The sequence below is a fragment of the Kitasatospora sp. NPDC088160 genome (genome assembly GCF_044741445.1).
In the GTDB taxonomy this organism is placed as follows: domain Bacteria; phylum Actinomycetota; class Actinomycetes; order Streptomycetales; family Streptomycetaceae; genus Kitasatospora.
On record NZ_JBIUSS010000014.1, the window covers coordinates 25,766 to 45,416 of the forward strand.

Sequence of the window (19,651 nt, forward strand, 5' to 3'; positions counted from 1 at the left end):
CCACCAGCGGTTTTACCGTGATAATGGGGCCAGGCGCTCCGCTCGGAGGTGGTGGTCGTGATCGTGAGGATCTGGGCCGGGCAGGTCCTGGCCGGTCGCATCGAGGAATTCTGTGTGCTGCTGACAACCCAGGTGATCCCGCAGCTCGGGCGGACCGACGGTTGCCTGGGCGGTGAACTGCTGCGCTCGGTGACCGAGGACGGACACCGGGTGCTCGTGGTGAGCCGCTGGCGCGACGAGGCGGCCCTGCGCGGGTACGCGGGGCCGATGTGGCGGATCCGGCCGGTCTGGTCGGAGGGCGAGCTGTGCTACCTCGCGCACCCGCCGGTGGTCACCCACTTCACGTCGATCGCCGCACCCGCCACGCTCTGACCGCGCCCGCCACTTTCCGTACGCGCCCGCCACTTTCCGTACGCGCCCGCCACGTTGTGGGCGTCACCTACCACCCGGCCGCACATTCCCCGCATCCGCGTGAAACAGGCCACAGCGGAAGGCTCTCCCTGGGCTTGCGCACGCCATGGCAGAATGACCCCAACAGCAGTGACGTTCAGCGCACTCCGGGGTCGGTGAAAATCCGAACCGGCGGTTACAGTCCGCGACCCGTCCGCAGCCAGCGGCCGGTTGACCAGGTGAAATTCCTGGACCGACGGTTAAAGTCCGGATGGGAGGCGTGCGCGGGCGGACGAAGAGCAGTATCCGTGGTCCCCCGGTGGACCACGGCCAGGTGAACGGCGGGAGAGGTGTCTCCCGTGCCGGGCGAGCGATCTCCCGGCAGCCTCGGCATCCCGGCGACGGGTCGTGCCGTCGGCTCGCGCGCCGTTGCCCGTCCGTGTCATCTCCCATGCCGCCCCGGAGTCCGCGCCCCCAAGCGCGAGGAGAACCCGGGTGTTCACCGGCATCATCGAAGAGCTCGGCGAGGTCGTGTCGATCGAGGAGATCGGCGACTCCTCGCGAATCCGCCTGCGCGGCCCGGTGGTCTGTACGGGTGCGCGGCACGGCGACTCCATCGCGGTCAACGGCGTCTGCCTGACCGTCGTCGACAGCCCGGACCAACTGGCGGCCGATACGGGCGAGTTCAGCGCCGACGTGATGGCCGAGACGCTGCACCGCTCCAGCCTCGGCGAGTTGAAGCCCGGCTCCCGGGTCAACCTGGAGCGCGCCATGGCGCTCGGCGACCGGCTCGGCGGCCACCTCGTCCAGGGCCATGTCGACGCCACCGGCACGCTGTTGGGCCGCGAGCCCGGCGAGCGCGACGCGGCCGGCGACCTGCGCTGGGAGGTGCTGCGCTTCTCGCTGCCCGGCACCATCTCCCGCTACCTGGTGGAGAAGGGCTCGATCACGGTCGACGGCGTCAGCCTCACCGTGGTGGAGGCCGCCCGGGACAGCTTCACCGTCAGCCTCATCCCCACGACCCTCGCGCTGACCTCGCTCGGCGCCAAGGCCGTCGGCGAGAGCGTCAACCTCGAAGTGGACGTGCTCGCCAAGTACGTCGAGCGACTGCTCGACTCCCGCACCCTTCCCCCGACGATCGCCGGAGAGTCCAAGTGAACTGGCTCAGCGGAGAAGCGTTCACCGTCTTCGGCGAGCACGTGAAGTGGGCCGACATGTTCGGCAACCTGCTCGGCCTGGCCGGGCTGGCCTTCGGCTGGCGCCGCTCGGTCTGGAGCTGGCCGCTCCAACTCCTGTCCGGCGCCGTGCTGATCGCCGCCTACCTCGGGGGCCACGTCCCCGGCCTGATCGGCAAGCAGTTGATCGTGCTCGTCACCGCCGGCTGGGGCTGGGCCCAGTGGCGGCGGGGCCGCCGGGACACCGGCACGATCGCCGTCCGCTTCGCCACCTGGCCCGAGCGGGCCGCGCTCGTGGTCGGCACCGCGGCCGGCACCGTCGCGCTGGCCTGGCTGTTCACGGCCTACCCCAGCCTGTCCTGGAGCCCCTGGTCGGACGCCTACATCTTCGTCGGCACGCTGGCCGCGATGGTCGCCCAGGCCCGTGGCTGGCTGGAGTTCTGGTTCGCCTGGATCGCCGTCGACGTGGTCGGCGTCCCGCTCGCCTTCAACAACGGCTACCCCTTCTCCGGCCTCACCTACTCGATCTACTTCGTCCTGGTGCTGCTCGGCCTGCGCTCCTGGTGGCTGAGCAGTCGTGAGCCGCGCGTCAACTCCGCCACCGTCCCGCAGGGAGTCACGGTATGACCGAGAACCACACCGCCGACCGCGACCGCGAGGCGGCACCCGAACTCGTCCTCGACCCGGTCGAGCGCGCGATCGCCGACATCGCCCTCGGCCGCGCCGTGATCGTGGTCGACGACGAGGACCGCGAGAACGAGGGCGACATCGTCTTCGCCGCCTCCGCCGCCACCCCCGAGCTGATGGCCTTCACCATCCGCTACAGCTCCGGCGTGATCTGCGCCCCGCTGACCGGCGAGGAACTGGACCGGCTCAAGCTGCCGCCGATGACCCAGGTCAACGAGGACCGCAAGGGCACCGCGTACACCGTCTCGGTGGACGCCCGGGAGGGGGTCGACACCGGCATCTCCGCCGCCGACCGCGCCCGCACCGTCCGGCTGCTGTCCTCGCCCGGCACCGAGCCCGGCGACCTCACCCGCCCCGGGCACGTGTTCCCGCTGCGCGCGGTCGAGGGCGGCGTGCTGGTGCGCCCCGGCCACACCGAGGCCGCCGTCGACCTGGCCCGGCTCGCCGGACTGCCGCCGGCCGGTGCGATCGCCGAGGTGGTCAACGACGACGGCACCATGGCCCGGCTGCCCGAGCTGGTCGCCTTCGCCCGCGAGCACGGCCTCGCGATCATCTCCATCGAGGACCTGATCGCCTACCGTCGCCGCACCGAACTGCACGTCGACCGGGCCGCCGTGACCGCCCTGCCCACCGTCCACGGCGAGTTCACGGCCGTCGGCTACCAGGGAACCATCGACGGCGTCGAGCACCTCGCGCTGGTGGCCGGCGGCCTCGGCGCGGACGGCCGGCTGCCCGAGGGCGAGGACGTCGTGGTCCGGGTCCACTCCGAGTGCCTGACCGGCGACGTGTTCGGCTCGCTGCGCTGCGACTGCGGCCCCCAGCTGGAGGCCTCGCTGCACAAGGTCGCCGAGTCCGGCCGCGGCGTGGTGCTCTACCTGCGCGGCCACGAGGGCCGGGGGATCGGCCTGGCCCACAAGCTGCGCGCCTACGAACTCCAGGAGCAGGGGCGCGACACCGTCGACGCCAACCTCGACCTCGGCCTGCCGGCCGACGCCCGCGACTACAGCATCGCGGCGCAGATGCTGGTGGACCTCGGCGTCCGCTCGCTCACCCTGCTCACCAACAACCCGGAGAAGCTCACCGCGCTCACCGAGCACGGTCTCAAGGTCAAGGGGCGCGAAGCGGTCGAGATCGCGCCGGGTGAGCACAACCTGCGCTACCTGCGCACCAAGCGCGACCGGATGGGCCACGACCTGCCCGGCCTCGACTCCTGAACCCTCCCCACGCCCCACGCATCACCCCACGCACCACCACGACGGACAGGAAGAACGAACATGAGCGGCCACGGAGCCCCCGAGCTGACCATCGACGGCGCCGCCGACCTCAAGGTCGCCGTCGTCGCCGCCCAGTGGCACGACGTCGTGATGAACGGCCTGCTGGACGGCGCCCACCGGGCGCTCAAGGAACTGGGCGTCACCGAGCCGACCGTGCTGCGCGTCCCCGGCACCTTCGAGCTGCCGGTCGCCGCGAAGCGCCTCGCCGACCACGGCTACGACGCGGTCGTCGCCCTCGGCGTGGTGATCCGCGGCGGCACCCCGCACTTCGACTACGTCTGCCAGGCGGCCACCGCCGGCCTCACCCAGGTGACCGTCGACACCGGCGTCCCGGTCGGCTTCGGCGTGCTGACCTGCGACAACGAGGAGCAGGCACTCGACCGCGCCGGCCTGCCCGGCTCCGCGGAGGACAAGGGCCACGAGGCCGTCACCGCGGCCGTCGCGACCGCCGCGGTGCTGCGCGCCGCGCTCTGAGCGCACCGCCCAGACCCGGACCGTGGACGTCCAACGGACTGTCCACGGTCCGGGACCGTTTACCGCCGGTCAGCCCGCACGCCGTAAGGTGAGTCCCATCATGGCTTCGAAGACATTCGAGGAGCTCTTCGCCGAGCTCCAGCAGAAGGCCGCCACCGGCGACCCCTCGTCCTCCCGTACCGCGCAGCTCGCCCAGCAGGGCGTCCATGCGATCGGCAAGAAGGTCGTCGAGGAGGCCGCCGAAGTCTGGATGGCCGCCGAGTTCCAGTCGGACGAGCAGACCGCCGAGGAGATCTCACAGCTCCTGTACCACGTTCAGGTGATGATGATCGCCCGCGGGCTGACGCTCGACGACGTCTACAAGTACCTCTAAACCCGAACCGCACGCCCCTCCCCACAGGTAAGGAACCAACCTCCCATGCTGCGCATCGCCGTCCCCAACAAGGGTTCTCTCTCGGGTCCCGCGGCGGAGATGCTCCATGAGGCCGGCTACCGCCAGCGGAAGGACCCCAAGGAGCTCGTCCTTGTCGACCCGAACAACGAGGTCGAGTTCTTCTTCCTGCGCCCGCGCGACATCGCCGTCTACGTCGGCTCCGGCCGCCTGGACATCGGCATCACCGGCCGCGATCTGCTGCTGGACTCGCACTCCAACGCCGAAGAGGTGCTCGCGCTCGGCTTCGCCGCGTCGACCTTCCGCTTCGCCCGCCCCGAAGGCGTGGCCGTCGAGGACGTCAAGGGCCTGGAGGGCCTGCGGATCGCAACCTCCTACACCGGCCTGGTCGAGCAGCACCTCGCCGACCACGGCGTGAAGGCGACCGTCACCAAGCTGGACGGCGCGGTGGAGACCGCGGTGCAGCTGGGCGTCGCCGACGTGATCGCCGACGTGGTGGAGACCGGCACCAGCCTGCGCAACGCCGGCCTGGAGGTGTTCGGCGAGCCGATCCTGATCTCGGACGCCGTGGTGATCCGCCCCAAGGGCGCGGGCGAGGACACCCGGGTGGACCAGTTCCTGCGCCGCCTCCAGGGCGTGCTGGTGGCCCGCCGCTACGTGCTGATGGACTACGACATCCGCGCCGAGAAGGTCGGTGCCGCCGTGGCGCTCACCCCCGGCCTGGAGTCGCCGACCGTCTCCCCGCTGCACACCGAGGGCTGGGTGGCGGTGCGCTCGATGGTGCTCCGCAAGGAGGCCCAGCAGATCATGGACGACCTGTGGGGCATCGGCGCCCGGGCCATCCTGGTCACCAACATCCACGCCTGCCGCCTCTGACCGGTGCGGCGGCGACCTCGCCCGCCGTGGTGCGGGTAAGGAACGGTTGAATGGGGCGGGGACGCTGACCGGCGTCCCCGCCCTTCGTCCGGATCCGCCCGCTGCCCGGAACCGTCGTTCCCGGGAACGACCGTTCCCCCGAACCACCCCACCGGAGACCCCACGTGTCCACGCCGCCCGTCGAGTTCCCCGTCACCTGGGCGCCGCGCCGCACCCGCGCCGTGCTGCTGCCGGTCTGCGCGCTGCTGGTGGTGCTGTTCGCCGTGATGGCCGTGGCGCTCCCGGAGAACTGGCAGCTCAACGACCGGATCATGATGGCGGGCAGCGGCGTGCTGTTCGCGTGCGTGGGCCTGATGCTGGCCCGCCCCCGGGTGAGCGCCGACGCGCAGGGCGTGACGGTGGTCAACTTCGTCCGCAGCCGCCGGCTCACCTGGGCCGAGATCGTCCGGGTCAACTTCCGCCAGGGCGACCCGTGGGCCACCCTCGACCTGGCCGACGGCACCTCGCTCGCCGCGGTCGGCATCCAGTCCGGCGTCGGCAAGGACCAGGCGATCGCGCACGCCCGCGCCCTGCGCGACCTGGTCGAGCACCACGCCGGGGCCTGAGCCCCGCAGCGCCGCCGCCGGTCGGAGCCCGCCCGTTCCACACCGGCACCGCCGGCCCGCCGACACCCCTCCGGTCCCCGCCGGGCCTGCGAATCCTCGGCCCGGCGGGTCCGAACACTCTTCCTACCATCGTCCGGGTATGGTCTACGCTGGTAAAAGCAGGGCAAAACTTCCGTCCTGCCCGAAAGACGACTTGAGGAGTGACTTCCCCCCTCGATGGACGATCCGTCCGGTAGTACCTGCGCCGCCCACCTTCCTGTCAGCGGAAGGCAGGCGGCACTGTGATCACCGCCTGGCTGCTGTTGCTCGCAGCCCTCCTGCTGATCCTCGCCAACGGCCTGTTCGTGGCCGCCGAGTTCGCCTTCGTGACCGTCGAGCGCGGGGCTGTCGAACGCTCCGCCGAGGCCGGAGACGCCAAGTCCGTCCGCGTCTCCCGGGCCCTGCGGCACCTCTCGTTCGAACTCTCCGGCGCCCAGCTCGGCATCACCGTCACCTCGCTGGTGGTCGGCATGCTCGCCGAGCCGGCGTTGTCCACCCTGCTCAGCCCCGTCATGACCGGGATCGGCGTGCCCGAGTCGGCCGCCCGCGGCGTCGCCGTGGTCGTCGGCATGGTGCTCGCCACCGTGGTGCAGATGGTGATTGGCGAGCTGGTCCCGAAGAACTGGGCGATCTCCCGCCCGCTCCAGGTGGCCCGCGCGGTCGCCGCCCCGCACATGGCCTTCTCCTTCGCCTGCCGCCCGCTGATCAGCTTCCTCAACGGGGCGGCCGACCGGACGGTCCGCGCCTTCGGCGTCGAGCCGCAGGAGGAGCTGGACCACGCCCGGACCCCGGCCGAACTGGTCTCGCTGGCCCGCCACTCGGCCAAGGCCGGCGCGATAGACGAGGAGTCGGCGACCCTGTTCGTCCGCACCCTGGGCCTGGGCGAGCTGACCGCCGAGTCCGTGATGACCCCGCGGATCGACGTCGCCTCCCTCCAGGGCGACGCCACCGCCTCCGACGTGATCAACCTGACCCGGGCCACCGGCCTGTCCCGCTTCCCGGTGTACACCCACAGCCTGGACGAGGTCACCGGCATCGTGACCCTCAAGGACGCCCTCGCCGTCCCGGCCGCCCGGCGCGGCCTGGTCCGGGTGAGCGAGCTCACCTCGCCGCCGCTGCTGGTGCCCGAGACCCTGCCCGCCGAGCGGCTGCTCGACCAGCTGCGCCGCCTCCAGCCGATGGCCATCGTGGTCGACGAGTACGGCGGCACCGCCGGTGTCGTCACCGTCGAGGACATCGTCGAGGAGATCGTCGGCGAGGTGCAGGACGAGCACGACCCCGCCGACCGCCCCGAGCTGCTCCCGCTGCCCCCGGTGGACGGCCTGCCGGCCTGGGAGGCCGAGGGCCGCGCCCGGATCGACCAACTGGAGGCGATCGGCCTGATCGCCCCGGACGGCCCGTACGAGACGCTGGCCGGCCTGGTCGCCGACCTGCTCGGCAAGCTGCCCGAGGTCGGCGAGCAGGCGGAGCTGCCGGGCTGGCGCTTCACCGTGACGGGTGTCGACCGGCACCGCACCAGCCAGGTCCGGGTCGAGCGCACCAGCGCGCCGGCCTCGTTCGGAGACGACCAGGAGAACGCCCGATGACCGCGCTCCAACTGGCCGTCGCCGTCCTGCTCCTGCTCGGGAACGCCTTCTTCGTCGGCGCCGAGTTCGCCGTCGTCTCGGTGCGCCGCAGCCAGATCGAACCGCTCGCCGAGGCCGGCCACAAGCGAGCCCGCACCGTGCTGCACGCGCTGTCCAACGTGTCCGCGATGCTGGCCGCCGCCCAGCTCGGCATCACCGTCTGCTCGCTGGGCCTCGGCGCCCTGGCCGAGCCGACCATCGCCAGTCTGCTGGAGGGCCCGTTCCACGTGATCGGCGTCCCGTCCGGTCTGATGCACCCGCTCTCGTACGGCATCTCGTTGGCCGTCGTGGTCTTCCTGCACATGGTGATGGGCGAGATGGTCCCCAAGAACATGGCCATGGCGGGCCCGGAGAAGGCCGCGCTCTGGCTCGGCCCGCCGCTGGACCGGCTGGCCCGCTGGCTGGCCCCGGTGATCAGCCTGCTGAACGCCATCGCCAACGGTGTGCTGCGGCTGTTCCGGGTCGAGCCCAAGGACGAGGTCGAGTCGGTGTTCACCACCGAGCAGCTGATGTACCTGCTGGTCGACTCCCGGGACGCCGGCCTGCTCGACGAGGGCCGTCAGGAGCGTCTGGAGGACGCCCTGGAGCTGGGCCACCGCCCGGTCACCGAGGTGCTGCTCAAGCCCGAGCAACTCGTCACCGTGGACACCAAGGTGACCGCCGCGGAGGTCGAGGAACTCGCCCTGCGCACCGGCTTCTCGCGCTTCCCGGTCACCGACGGCGACCCGGCCGGCCACGGCTACCTGGGCTACCTGCACCTCAAGGACATCCTCGACGTGGAGGACCCGTCCGCGCCCGTCCCGGCCCGGCTGTGGCGTCCGATCACGGTGCTGCGCGGCAGCCTCCCGCTGGACGACGCGCTCGGCGCGATGCGCCGGGCGACCTGCCACCTGGCCGCCGTGCTGGACCAGGACGGCCGCACGCTCGGTGTGGTCATGCTGGAGGACGTGCTGGAGGAGCTGGTCGGCGAGATGCACGACCCGGACCACCGCTCCGCCGCCTGAGGTTCCCCCTTTCGCTGACGGCGTGTCCGCCGCGGGCGATTCTGCTCTCAGCGTTCAGCCGTTCCCATGCCGACCACCCTGGGCGCAGGGTGGTCGGCATGAGGCTTCTCCTGCTGGGTGGAACGAATTTCGTCGGACGGGTCGTCGCCGAGGATGCGCTGGTCAGGGGATGGGAGGTGACGGCCCTCAACCGGGGTACGCAGCCCGCGCCCGCGGGCGTGACCGCACTGCTGGGCGACCGCACCGCCGAGGGCGGGCTCGCGGCGCTGGCCACGGGGGAGTGGGACGCGGTGGTGGACACCTGGTCCGGAGCCCCGACGGCGGTGCGCGACAGCGCCCGGCTGCTGGCCGGCCGGGTCGGCCACTACGCGTACGTCTCCAGCCGGTCGGTGTACGACTACCCGCTGGCGCGCGGGGCGGACGAGTCGGCGAAGGTGGTCGAGTCGTCCCCGGACGCGGAGGGCGAGGTGCCCTACGCCGAGGCCAAGCGCGGGGCCGAACTGGCCCTGGAGGCGGAGTTCGGCGGGCGCGCCCTGCTCGCCCGGGCCGGGCTGATTCTCGGCCCGCACGAGAACATCGGCCGGCTGCCCTGGTGGCTGAACCGGATCGCCCGGGGCGGCCCGGTGCTCGCCCCCGGCCCGTACGACCTGCCGCTGCAGTACATCGACGTCCGCGACCTCGCGGGCTGGCTCCTGGAGGCATCGGTGGCCCGGCTCGGCGGCGCGTGCAACGTGGTCAGCCCGGCGGGCCACACCACGACGGGCGAGCTGCTGGAGGCCTGCGTGCGGGTCACCGGCTCGGACGCGGACCTGCGCTGGACCGACCCCGAGCGCATCCTGGCGGCCGGCGTCGAGCCCTGGACGGAGCTGCCGATCTGGCTGGCGCCCGGCGAGCTGAACGACTTCCTGCACGGCGCGTCCGTGGACCGGGCGGTCGCCGCCGGGCTGCGCTGCCGGCCGGTGGGCGAGACGGTCGAGGACACCTGGGCCTGGCTGCGGTCGATCGGCGGCGTCGCCCCGCAGCGCGCCGACCGGCCGAAGGTCGGACTCGACCCCGAGCGCGAGGCCGAGCTGCTCCGGGGCTGATCCCGGCGCGATCCCGGGGAGCTGGTCTCAGCCGCGGCCGTCGATCAGCTCCCCGTAGGCCTGGACGAGGTCGGGCAGGCGCAGGGTCGCCAGGTCCTCCCGGCCCGGCGGCTCGCGCAGCAGTGAGAGCCGCAGGTCCCGGTAGGCGCAGGACTTCTCGTACAGGGTGCGGATGAACCGGCCGTTCCCGAGTTCGTCGATCCAGCCCTCGCGGACCACGTGGGCGCAGATGCTGGCCAGTTCCTCGGCCGCGTCCTCGTCCCAGCCGTCGCCGTCCCGGCCGGCCAGCGCGGCGCCGATCGCGGTCAGCTCGTTCGGGCGGTAGCTGGGGAAGTCGACCCGGGTGGTGAAGCGGGAGTTGAGGCCGGGGTTGGTGGCGAGCAGCCGGTTCATGCCCTCGGGGTAGCCGGCCAGGATCACCACCAGGCGGTCGCGGTTGTCCTCGGCGCGTTTCAGCAGCACCTGTAGGGCCTCGTCGCCGTAGGCGTCGCCCTTGGTGTAGCCGGAGTTGGAGAGGCTGTACGCCTCGTCGATGAACAGCACGCCGTCCAGCGCCGAATCGATCAGCTCGTTCGCCTTGACCGCGGTCTGGCCGAGGAACTCGCCGACCAGGTCGGCCCGTTGGGCCTCCACCAGGTGGTCGCCGGAGAGCAGCCCGAGGGCGTGGAAGACCCGGCCGAGGATCCGGGCCACGGTGGTCTTGCCGGTGCCGGAGGGGCCGGAGAAGACGAAGTGGCGCTTGGGCGGCTGGACCGGCAGGCCCTGCGCGGCCCGGAGTCTGGACATCCGCAGCTGCGCCGACAGCGCCCGCACCTGGCGCTTGACCGGCTCCAGGCCCACCATCAGCGAGAGCTCCGCCAGCGCCGCGTCCAACTCGCGCTCGTCGTCGACTGGTTGGGTGGCGGGCAGTGGAGCGGTGCGGGGCTGGCCCTCGGTGCGGACCGGCATCGGCAGCGGGGTGGCGGAGCCGCCCGGCGAACCCGACCGCTCGCCGGCCGCCTGCGGCGCGGGGTCCGCCGTGGAGGCGTCGCCCGGGCCGGGCCCCGTGAGGAACCCGACGCCCTCGACGAATCCGACCCCGCCGGTGTACCCGGCGCCCTCGGTGAACCCGGGGGCCGCGTCGCCGAAGCCCCCCGCCGTGGCGTACCCGGCCCCGTCCTGGGAGTCCGTCTCGTCCGTCTCGTCCGGCGCGGTGTCCTCGTACCCGGCCGACCGCCCGCCCGCCGGCAGGCCGCCGTCCAGCAGGGCGTCCGGCAGGTCGTCCGCCAACCCGTCCTCCGCCGCGATCGCGGCCAGCCGCGCGGCGGTGTCCATGAACACCGGATCGGCCCGGTGCACCGCCCGGTAGAGCGGCAGCGCGGCCGCACTGCGCCCGGCCCCCTCGTACGCCCGGGCCAGCCAGTACCGCAGCTCCTTGCGCTGGGGCTGCTCGGAGCGGCAGCGGGCCAGCGAGGCGGCCAGCGGCGCCTGCGCCTGGGCGCACATGTCCAGCCGGACCCGTGCCATGCCGGCGAACAGCCCGGCCTCGATGCCGAGCAGTGGGTCGTCCAGCAGCCGGTCGGTGTCCCGGATCAACTGCTCCCAGTCCTTGAGCAGATAGGACCGGCAGGCGTACAGGAACTGGGCGGACGGGTCCTCGCTGGGCGCCGGGCACTGTTCCAGCGCCCGGTCCAGCTCGGCCAGGTGGCGGCCGTCCAGCCAGTGCGAGGCGTGCGCCAGAGCCAGGTCGCGGGCGTCCTCCAGGACGGGCTGCACCCACCAGCCCAGCCAGTACCAGGAACTGAGCGGGCGGCGGTGGCGCCGCCGCTGCTCGCCGAACCGCTTCTGGTTGCGGTACATGGCCAGCAGCGCCGCCGAGGTGTCGCTGCGCAGCGCGTGCAGGCCGAGCCAGGCGTCGGCCATGCCCGGGTCCAGCCGGACGGCCGCGCGGAACTCCTCCTCGGCACGGGCGTACGCGCCCGCCGTGTACGCGTCCATGGCACGCAGCCACGCGCGTTCGGCGAGCCGGTCCGGGCCGCCCGCGTTGCTGTCCGAACTGTCCACCGTCGTCACTCACGCCCCCCGCGGCTTGGCCCGGGGCTCGGTGGCAGGTCGCCTGCGTGCAGCCGGGCCGGTGGTCGAAAGCCCCCGGGCGCATCTGCGCCTGCGAGGAATCGTACCGGCGTGGCGCTGATCCGGAAGGGCGCCCACGGAGTCAAATGCGATCGTGTGAGCGGTCGTTGAGCGGGTGGGGGCCTGGACCGGGGGTGGGGGAGCGCGATTCGGAAAGGACCGGACGGCGCCCCCGGCTCACGGGGGAACAAGCCGGGGACGCCGGGTCCGAGGCGGCCGGAACATCCCGTTCCGGCGGCTGAGGAGAACCTAAATCCTGGCGACAGCGCAGGTCAAGGGCTTGTTGAAGGTTCACCCACGGTGCCCGGCGTGATTCGTCCGGTCACCCCGTCGACCCGCGTCCCGGCGAACGGACGGCTCGGATCCGCGGCGAAATGCGCCGATTCGGCCCGGGCCCAGCCGGCCCAGAACTCGGCCAGATCCGGCCCGTCCCGCTGCTCGCCGCGCCGCCGGGCCGAGGCGGCGTCCAACTCCAGCCAGATCACCCGGGCCAGCCACGGCCGCACCGCCCGCCGTCCGGCGCCGACGCCCTCCACCAGCACCACCGGGGCGACCGGCACCGCGGCCGTGCCCGCGAAGCGGCGCAGCGTCCAGTCGTACACCCGGTACGCGCCGTCCCGGCCGGCCGCCAGCGGCTCCAGCACCTGTTCGCGCAGCCGCCCGGTCCAGCCGAAGGGCTCGGCGTGGGTGGCCAGGTCGTCGAGGTGGACCACCGGCGCCCCGCCGAGCGCCGCCGCCAGCCGCCCGGCGAAGGTCGTCTTGCCCGAGCCCGCGTGCCCGTCCACCGCGACCAGCCGCACCGGCCCGCAGGAGGGCGGCAGTGCGCGCAGCTCCGCCGCGAGCGAGGCCACCGCGTCGCCGGGAACGGGTGGAAGGGCGGGGAAGAGGGGTCGGGAAGCAGCCACAACGGCAACCCTACGGTGCCGTAGCCCACCAGTCCGTCCAGTTACTCCTGGGTGATCGTGACGGCGGCGCGGGTTTCCGGCATACTCGCATCGCCATGCCTGTGAACGGCCGTTCACCGTAATCCGGTGCCGGTCGGGCCGACCTGCCACACCCGCGCCGGACCAGCCACACCACGCTCCGGTGCCCGATCGAGGAGGCGACCGCCGCCATGACCCCGTCCCCAGTGAAAGCCGTGGAGCGCCAGCTGCCCAGCGAGGAGGCCCACGAGCTGCTGAGCCTCACCCGGGACCTGGTCCAGCGCGAGCTGCAGCCCCGCGCGGCCGAGGACGAGGCCGCCGGCCGCTTCCCGCGGGAGGTCTTCCGCACCCTCGGCGAGGCCGGCCTGCTCTCCCTCCCCTACGACGAGAAGTACGGCGGCGGCGGGCAGCCCTACGAGGTGTACCTGCAGGTGCTGGAGGAGCTGGCGTCCGGCTGGCTGGCCGTCGGCCTCGGGGTGAGCGTGCACACCCTCTCCTGCCACGCGCTGGCCGGCTTCGGCACCGAGGAGCAGCGCGGCCGGTGGCTGCCCGGAATGCTCTCCGGCGAGCAGCTCGGCGCCTACTGCCTCTCCGAACCGCAGTCCGGTTCGGACGCGGCCGCGCTGCGCACCCGCGCCGACCTCGACGGCGACGCGTACGTGGTGAACGGCACCAAGGCGTGGATCACCCACGGCGGCCGGGCGGACTTCTACAGCGCCCTGGTGCGCACCGGCGGCGAGGGCTCCAAGGGCATCAGCTGCCTGCTCGTCCCGGGCGACGCACAGGGCCTGTCGGCCGCCCCGCCGGAGCACAAGATGGGCATGCGCTCCTCGCCGACCGCGCAACTGCACTTCGACGGCGCCCGGGTCTCCCGCGACCGGCTGATCGGCGAGGAGGGCCAGGGCTTCCAGATCGCGCTCGCCGCACTGGACTCCGGCCGCCTCGGCATCGCCGCCTGCGCGGTCGGCGTCGCCCAGGCCGCGCTCGACCTCGCGGTCGACTACGCGCGCACCCGCCGTCAGTTCGGCCGCCCGATCGCCGAGTTCCAGGGCCTGTCCTTCATGCTCGCCGACATGGCCACCCAGATCGAGGCCGGGCGGGCGCTCTACCTGTCCGCCGCCCGGCTGCGGGACGCGGGCCTGCCGTTCTCCAAGGAGGCGGCGATGGCCAAGCTGTTCTGCACCGACGCCGTGATGCGGGTGACCACCGACGCGGTCCAGGTGCTCGGCGGCTACGGCTACACGCAGGACTTCCCGGCCGAGCGCTACATGCGCGAGGCGAAGGTGCTGCAGATCGTCGAGGGCACCAACCAGATCCAGCGCCTGGTGATCGGCCGTCACCTCACCAAGGGCTGAGCCCCCCACAAACGGCCTCCGGCCGTCACTCCAGGGTGCGGAGTGACGGCCGGAGGCGTCTTCGATCCTGCGTCAACCCGCCTGCGCGGGCGGGCGGATCAGCAACCCGCCCGCGCGGGCCGACGGATCAGCGCCGGACGAGGCGGCGGCGCTGCTCGGGGATGGCCGAGATGACCGGGACGGCCGGGGCGACGACGGCGGTCCGCGTCGGCCGGTGCGCCACCGCGTGCGAGAACGGCTGGGTGCGCCAGTCGAGTTCGGTGGGGAGCCTGAACAGCGCGTCGAGTCCGGCGGGTTGGGCGTCCTCCGGGGTCTCCACCTCGGCGAGGTCGTCGGTCGGCGTGCCCGAACCCGGGCACAGCGCGGGGGTGAAGGGGTTCCAGGCGGTCGGCAGCAGCGCGTGCTGCGGCAGCCGCTCCTCGTCGGCCACCAGGGCGATCGGGCGGCGGCACTCGGGGCAGTGCACCCGGAAGATGTCCCAGGTCTCGGCCTCGCCCGGGTCGATGCCCGGGACGTGGCCGTGATCGACCGCGAGGTCGTCGCGGCCGGTCGTATCGTCGGTCTCGTCGGCGCCCAGGGCACGCTGGTCAGTCGGCATGAGGATCCCCCTCGGATCGGGCCCGGCGTGGTCGCCCGGGGCCACAACCAGCACTTCCCTTCGATTCGGGCTCATAACCCTGCGGTCCGGTGCACCGTGATGCACCGGGTGTGTCCTTGGCCACATCCACTGCCACATTCGCCTGGCATTTGCCCGCGTGACACCTGCGGGCACCCGATGTGACACCGCGTGCGCCCCCCGTGCCCCCGACCGGGTAGGTTTGCGCACTGTGGAGGATCTCGACCAACGCATCGTCCAGCTGCTCCTAGAGGACGGCCGGATGAGCTACACGGACCTGGGCAAGGCCACCGGCCTGTCCACCTCGGCGGTGCACCAGCGGGTGCGCCGCCTCGAACAGCGCGGGGTGATCCGCGGCTACACCGCGATCATCGACCCCGACGCCGTCGACCTGGCACTCACCGCGTTCATCTCGGTCAAGCCCTTCGACCCCAGCGCCCCGGACGACACCCCCGAACGGCTGGCCGGCCTGCCCGAGATCGAGGCCTGCCACAGCGTCGCCGGCGACGAGAACTACATCCTCAAGGTGCGCGTCGGCGCCCCCGGCGACCTGGAGGACTTGCTCGCCCGCATCCGCAGCGCCGCCGGCGTCTCCACCCGCACCACCGTCGTCCTCTCCACCCCCTACGAGGCGCGACCCCCGAGGCTCTGAGGACGAACCCCGCAGGTGCAGACTTAGCGGCATGACCGAACGCACTTCCCGGACCGTCCTGCTGCGCGGCGGCGCCGTCTACAGCCCCGCCGACCCCTTCGCCACCGCGATGCTCGTCGAGGGCGAGCACATCGCCTGGGTCGGCAGCGACGGCGCCGCCGAGGCGTACGCCGCCACCGCCGACGAGATCGTCGACCTGGACGGCGCCCTGGTCACCCCCGCCTTCGTCGACGCCCACGTGCACGCCACCGCCACCGGCCTGGCGCTCACCGGCCTCGACCTCACCGGCAGCCCCTCGCTGGCCGACGCCCTCGCCGCCGTCACCGCCTTCGTCGACGCCCGGCCCGAGCCCGGCGGGGTGCTCATCGGCCACGGCTGGGACGAGACCGGCTGGCCCGAGGGCCGCCCGCCCACGCTCGCCGAACTCGACGCCGCCGCCCGCGGCGCCGCGCTCTACCTCTCCCGCACCGACGTGCACTCCGCGCTCGCCACCACCGCGCTGCGCACCCTCGCCCCCGGCCTGGCCGAGAGCCCCGGCCACACCGCGGACGGCCCGCTCACCAAGGACGCCCACCACGCCGTCCGGCGGACCGCGCTCGCCCACCTCACCCCCGAGCAGCGCGGCCGCGCCCAGCGCGCCACCCTCGCCCGCGCCGCCGAACTCGGCATCGGCGCGCTGCACGAGTGCGCCGGCCCGGAGATCTCCTCCGAGGCCGACCTGGCCGCCCTGCTGGCCCTCGCGGCCGAGGGTGAAGGCCCCGAGGTCTTCGGCTACTGGGGTGAGTTGGGCGGCGTCGAGACGGCCCGCCGACTCGGCGCGGTGGGCGCCGGCGGCGACCTCTTCGCGGATGGCGCGCTGGGCTCGCACACCGCCTGCCTGCACACCCCCTACGCCGACGCCGAGCACACCGGCACCGCCTACCTGACCGCCGAGCAGGTCGCCGACCACGTCGCCGCCTGCACCGAGGCCGGGCTCCAGGCCGGCTTCCACGCCATCGGCGACGCGGCCGTGGCCGCCGTCCTGGACGGCGTCCGGGCGGCCGGGGAGCGGGTCGGCGCCGGGCGGGTCAAGGCGCTGCGCCACCGCGTCGAGCACGCCGAGGCGCTGGACGACGAGTCCGTCGCCGTCTTCGCCGAGCTCGGCCTCACCGCCTCCGTCCAGCCCGCCTTCGACGCCGCCTGGGGCGGCCCGGACGGCATGTACGTCCAGCGCCTCGGCGCCGAGCGGGCCGCCGCGCTCAACCCCTTCGCCGCCCTGCTGCGGGCCGGTGTGCCGCTGGCCTTCGGCTCGGACGCCCCGGTCACCCCGCTCGACCCCTGGGGCACCGTCCGCGCGGCCGCCTTCCACCAGACCCTGGACCACCGGATCTCCGTCCGCGCGGCCTTCACCGCGCACACCCGCGGCGGCTGGCGCGCGATCGGCCGCGACCAGGACGGCGTGCTCGTGCCCGGCGCCGTCGCCAGCTACGCGATCTGGGCCGCCGACGAACTGGTCGTCCAGGCCCCGGACTCCCGGGTGGCGGGCTGGTCCACCGACCCGCGCTCCGGCACCCCGGGCCTGCCCGACCTCACCCCCGGCCACCCGCTGCCGGCCTGCCTGCGCACCGTCGTCCGCGGCCGCACCGTCCACCGGGCCGCCGAGTAGAGCCGAGCAGACCCGCGTGAACCCGGCGGAAGCGGCGGCCCGGCGGCCGTGGGTCGACCCCCGGGACGACCGCCCCGCTGGTCCCCGCCGGCTTCACCGTCCCCCGCGAGCTGCCCGCCCGGACTTCCGCCCGGAGCCCCTGGGCGGGCAGCACCACGCCGCCGACCCCGCCGCCCGGTCGGGGGCGTGTGCGGCAAGGCCCGCCGGGCCGTGAGCCGCTGACCCTGTTACCACCCTGACCTCACGCTTCCCTGACCTTCCGGGGTACCTTCTTCGGACAGCGTCCGAACAGCAAGATCCAGGAAGATGGTGCGCCGGTGGCCATGCCCGTCACCCAGGAGCGGCCCGGGGCCGCACCCGAGCCGGCGGAGTCGGCGCCCAGGCCCGGCCGGGCCGCCCGCGCCGTCGCCAAGGTCCGGGCGGGCCTTCCCCGCACCGGCCTCGCGGCCCTGGCGGGTCTGCTGCTCGCACTCGCCTTCCCGCCCTTCGACCTGTGGCCGCTGTCGCTGCTCGGCGTCGCCGCGCTGTCCCTGCTCACCCGGGGCCGCACCGTCCGGCAGGCGGCCTGGACGGGCTTCGCCTTCGGTCTGCCGTTCTTCCTGCTGCTGCTCAGCTGGCTGCGGGTGGTCGGCTGGGACGCGACGGTCGGCCTGTCGGTCGTGGAGGCACTGTTCCTGGCCGTCCTCGGCGGCGGTCTGGCCCTCACCTCCCGGCTGCCGGCCTGGCCGCTCTGGGCGGCCTGCCTGTGGATCACCCAGGAGTGGGCGCGCGACCGGCTGCCGTTCGGCGGCTTCCCGTGGGGGCGGCTGTCCTTCGCCAATACCGCGACCCCGTTCACGCCGCTGGCCGCGCTCGGCGGCGCACCGCTGGTGACCTTCGCGGTCGCCCTCTCGGGAGCCCTGCTCGCCGGCGCCGCGCTGCGCCTGCGCGGGCCGCGCAAGACGCCCCGGGCCGCCGCGCTGGCGGGGCTGGGCGCGGTGGCCGCGCTGCTGGCCGGGTACCTGGTGCCGGTGCCGACCGCGCCGGCCGAGACCGTGAAGGTCGCCATCGTCCAGGGCAACGTGCCCAACCCGGGCATGGACTTCCTGGGCCGCCCGATGATGGTCCTCAACAACCACGCGGTGGCGACCGAGCGGCTGGCCGCGGACATCGCCGCTGGCAAGGTCGAGCGCCCCGACATCGTGATCTGGCCGGAGAACTCCTCCGACCTGGACCCGTTCAGCGACCCGCTCGCCTACCAGCGCATCGACCAGGCCGTGAAGACGGTGGGCGTGCCCACCCTGGTCGGCACCCTGGTGGACGGCCCGGACGCGCAGCACGTCCAGAACGAGGGCATCGTCTGGGACCCGAAGACCGGCCCCGGCGCCTCCTACACCAAGCAGCACCCCGTCCCGTTCGGGGAGTACGTGCCGTTCCGCGCCCAGCTGATGAAGGTGATCACCCGGCTCCAGCGGGTCGCCCGGGACTTCTACCCCGGCGACCACAACGGCGTCATGCAGCTCGGCCCGGCCCGGATCGGCGACGTGATCTGCTTCGAGGTCGCCTACGACGAGATCGTCCGCGACACCGTGGACAGCGGCGCCCGCGTCCTGGTGGTCCAGACCAACAACGCGACCTATGCCAAGACCGGCCAGCCCGAGCAGCAGCTCGCGATGAGCCGGCTGCGCGCGGTCGAGCACGGCCGGGCCGTGCTGATCGCCGCCACCAGCGGCATCAGCGCGGTGATCGCCCCGGACGGCACGGTCCAGCAGCGTACCGAGGAGCTGACCGCGGCCGAGCTGTCGGCGGTCGTCCCGCTGCGCGACGGCACCACGGTCGCCGACCGGGTCGGCGCCGCGCCGGAGTGGACGCTGGCCCTCGCGGGCCTGCTGGCCTGCGGCGCGGGCGTGCTGGTCGGCCGCCGACGGAAGACCGGCGCCGGAACACCGGCCGCGGGGGAATCGTTGGACCAGGTGGTGCCGTAGCCGGCCCGGACCTCCCGTGCGGCGCGCAGAGCACTGCTTGGAGTGGATTCGTACCGTGACCCAGCAAGCTACCCCCGCCCGTCCGGCCCCGCGCGGCAAGCTCCGCCGGGTGCTGCCGCTGCTGATCACCGCCTGGCTGGTGCTGGAGATCTGGCTGCTGGTCCAAGTGGGCTCGTGGCTGGGTGGATTCGTCGTCGTGCTGCTGCTCATCGCGGGCGCGCTGATCGGCGGTTCGCTGATCAAGCGGGCCGGGCTGAAGGCGCTGTCCGCGGCGATCGAGCAGAGCAAGGACCCGAAGTCCGAGCAGCCCGAGACCGGCACCAGCCTGACGGTGCTGGCGGGCCTGCTGCTGATCGTCCCGGGCTTCCTGTCGGACCTGGTGGCGCTCACCCTGCTGTTCCCGCCCACCCGGGCGCTCTGGCGGGCCGGTGGCCGCCGGGTGGCCGACAAGGCGCTGCGCAGCACCGTCGCCGGGGCTGATCCGTTCGCGGACGCGATGCGGCTGCAGGAACAGCTGCGCATCCACCGCCCGGACGGCAAGGTGATCCAGGGCGAGGTGGTGGAGCCCGGTGATGGCCCGCGCGGTCCGCAGGGCCCGGACACCACCTACCGCCCGCCGATCTCGGGCTGACCGCCCCTCCCGGGAACGCGAGAGCCGGCCTCGCCTCGCCTTCCCGGGAGCGCGCGGGAACGCGAGGCGGGAACGCGAAAGGGACCCTGGTGACCAGGGTCCCTTTTCGCGTCCTCCCGCCGTGGCGG

The 19,651-nt window shown here is 73.5% G+C and carries 19 protein-coding genes and 1 riboswitch; of the genes, 16 read left to right on the plus strand and 3 right to left on the minus strand.

The genetic code is table 11. The annotated features are described in order from the left end of the window. Positions 1-57: 57 nt before the first annotated feature. The 11 genes from ACIOGZ_RS22485 (at position 58) to ACIOGZ_RS22535 (ending at position 9,625) form a co-directional block, all read left to right on the plus strand. Entirely contained in the window at positions 58-372 is a 315-nt protein-coding gene (locus ACIOGZ_RS22485; RefSeq protein ID WP_159398348.1) for an antibiotic biosynthesis monooxygenase, read from the plus strand. 177 nt (positions 373-549) lie between these two features. Further along, positions 550-677, plus strand: a riboswitch (FMN riboswitch). Between the two features lie 208 nt (positions 678-885). Continuing rightward, positions 886-1,548: a riboflavin synthase gene (locus ACIOGZ_RS22490; protein ID WP_063346476.1), complete on the plus strand. Its 663-nt coding sequence runs from the start codon at positions 886-888 to the stop codon at positions 1,546-1,548. Positions 1,549-1,604: 56 nt separating this feature from the next. After that, the gene (locus ACIOGZ_RS22495; RefSeq protein ID WP_363628420.1) at positions 1,605-2,192 is read left to right on the plus strand and encodes a nicotinamide mononucleotide transporter family protein; all 588 of its coding nucleotides are present in this window, start codon (positions 1,605-1,607) and stop codon (positions 2,190-2,192) included. Next, positions 2,189-3,466 (plus strand): bifunctional 3,4-dihydroxy-2-butanone-4-phosphate synthase/GTP cyclohydrolase II, encoded by a 1,278-nt coding sequence (locus ACIOGZ_RS22500; RefSeq protein WP_363623617.1) that lies wholly within the window; start codon positions 2,189-2,191, stop codon positions 3,464-3,466. The genes ACIOGZ_RS22495 and ACIOGZ_RS22500 overlap by 4 nt, the downstream gene beginning before the upstream one ends. Before the next feature lie 60 nt (positions 3,467-3,526). Continuing rightward, positions 3,527-4,000 (plus strand): 6,7-dimethyl-8-ribityllumazine synthase, encoded by a 474-nt coding sequence (ribH, locus tag ACIOGZ_RS22505; RefSeq protein ID WP_363581672.1) that lies wholly within the window; start codon positions 3,527-3,529, stop codon positions 3,998-4,000. A gap of 100 nt (positions 4,001-4,100) precedes the next feature. Beyond that, a complete protein-coding gene (locus ACIOGZ_RS22510; RefSeq protein WP_363581674.1) occupies positions 4,101-4,373 on the plus strand; it encodes a phosphoribosyl-ATP diphosphatase in 273 nt (90 codons plus the stop codon). A 45-nt stretch (positions 4,374-4,418) separates the two neighbouring features. Continuing rightward, on the plus strand, positions 4,419-5,267 hold the full coding sequence (gene hisG / locus ACIOGZ_RS22515) for an ATP phosphoribosyltransferase (protein WP_350883551.1): 849 nt from the start codon (positions 4,419-4,421) through the stop codon (positions 5,265-5,267). Between the two features lie 164 nt (positions 5,268-5,431). Further along, entirely contained in the window at positions 5,432-5,872 is a 441-nt protein-coding gene (locus ACIOGZ_RS22520; protein ID WP_350883553.1) for a PH domain-containing protein, read from the plus strand. A 281-nt stretch (positions 5,873-6,153) separates the two neighbouring features. After that, complete coding sequence (locus tag ACIOGZ_RS22525) at positions 6,154-7,497, plus strand: hemolysin family protein (protein WP_363581676.1); 1,344 nt, start codon at positions 6,154-6,156, stop codon at positions 7,495-7,497. Continuing rightward, on the plus strand, positions 7,494-8,540 hold the full coding sequence (locus ACIOGZ_RS22530) for a hemolysin family protein (protein ID WP_363581678.1): 1,047 nt from the start codon (positions 7,494-7,496) through the stop codon (positions 8,538-8,540). The genes ACIOGZ_RS22525 and ACIOGZ_RS22530 overlap by 4 nt, the downstream gene beginning before the upstream one ends. 98 nt (positions 8,541-8,638) lie before the next feature. Continuing rightward, positions 8,639-9,625, plus strand: a complete 987-nt coding sequence (locus ACIOGZ_RS22535) for an NAD-dependent epimerase/dehydratase family protein (RefSeq protein ID WP_400986946.1) — start codon at positions 8,639-8,641, stop codon at positions 9,623-9,625. A gap of 27 nt (positions 9,626-9,652) precedes the next feature. On the opposite strand, the gene ACIOGZ_RS22540 is transcribed toward ACIOGZ_RS22535, so the two are convergent. Both ACIOGZ_RS22540 and ACIOGZ_RS22545 read right to left on the minus strand, forming a co-directional pair. After that, on the minus strand, positions 9,653-11,602 hold the full coding sequence (locus ACIOGZ_RS22540) for an AAA family ATPase (RefSeq protein WP_400987064.1): 1,950 nt from the start codon (positions 11,600-11,602) through the stop codon (positions 9,653-9,655). A 407-nt stretch (positions 11,603-12,009) separates the two neighbouring features. Further along, complete coding sequence (locus ACIOGZ_RS22545; RefSeq protein ID WP_400803215.1) at positions 12,010-12,642, minus strand: uridine kinase; 633 nt, start codon at positions 12,640-12,642, stop codon at positions 12,010-12,012. Between the two features lie 209 nt (positions 12,643-12,851). On the opposite strand from ACIOGZ_RS22545, the gene ACIOGZ_RS22550 reads away from it, so the two are divergent. Next, complete coding sequence (locus ACIOGZ_RS22550; RefSeq protein WP_363628226.1) at positions 12,852-14,015, plus strand: acyl-CoA dehydrogenase family protein; 1,164 nt, start codon at positions 12,852-12,854, stop codon at positions 14,013-14,015. Positions 14,016-14,142: 127 nt separating this feature from the next. Here ACIOGZ_RS22550 and ACIOGZ_RS22555 read toward each other — a convergent pair whose 3' ends face one another. Continuing rightward, positions 14,143-14,613 (minus strand): hypothetical protein, encoded by a 471-nt coding sequence (locus tag ACIOGZ_RS22555; RefSeq protein ID WP_363581684.1) that lies wholly within the window; start codon positions 14,611-14,613, stop codon positions 14,143-14,145. Positions 14,614-14,842: 229 nt separating this feature from the next. Between ACIOGZ_RS22555 and ACIOGZ_RS22560 the strand changes: the two genes are divergently transcribed. The 4 genes from ACIOGZ_RS22560 (at position 14,843) to fxsA (ending at position 19,523) form a co-directional block, all read left to right on the plus strand. Continuing rightward, on the plus strand, positions 14,843-15,283 hold the full coding sequence (locus ACIOGZ_RS22560; protein ID WP_350883567.1) for an Lrp/AsnC family transcriptional regulator: 441 nt from the start codon (positions 14,843-14,845) through the stop codon (positions 15,281-15,283). Between the two features lie 31 nt (positions 15,284-15,314). Then, positions 15,315-16,928 carry an amidohydrolase gene (locus ACIOGZ_RS22565; protein ID WP_363581686.1) on the plus strand — a complete coding sequence of 538 codons (1,614 nt, stop codon included), beginning with the start codon at positions 15,315-15,317 and terminating at the stop codon, positions 16,926-16,928. A gap of 323 nt (positions 16,929-17,251) precedes the next feature. Continuing rightward, positions 17,252-18,892 carry an apolipoprotein N-acyltransferase gene (gene lnt / locus ACIOGZ_RS22570; protein WP_400986948.1) on the plus strand — a complete coding sequence of 547 codons (1,641 nt, stop codon included), beginning with the start codon at positions 17,252-17,254 and terminating at the stop codon, positions 18,890-18,892. A 55-nt stretch (positions 18,893-18,947) separates the two neighbouring features. Continuing rightward, positions 18,948-19,523 (plus strand): FxsA family membrane protein, encoded by a 576-nt coding sequence (gene fxsA / locus ACIOGZ_RS22575; RefSeq protein ID WP_363581690.1) that lies wholly within the window; start codon positions 18,948-18,950, stop codon positions 19,521-19,523. The last annotated feature ends 128 nt before the right edge of the window (positions 19,524-19,651 follow it).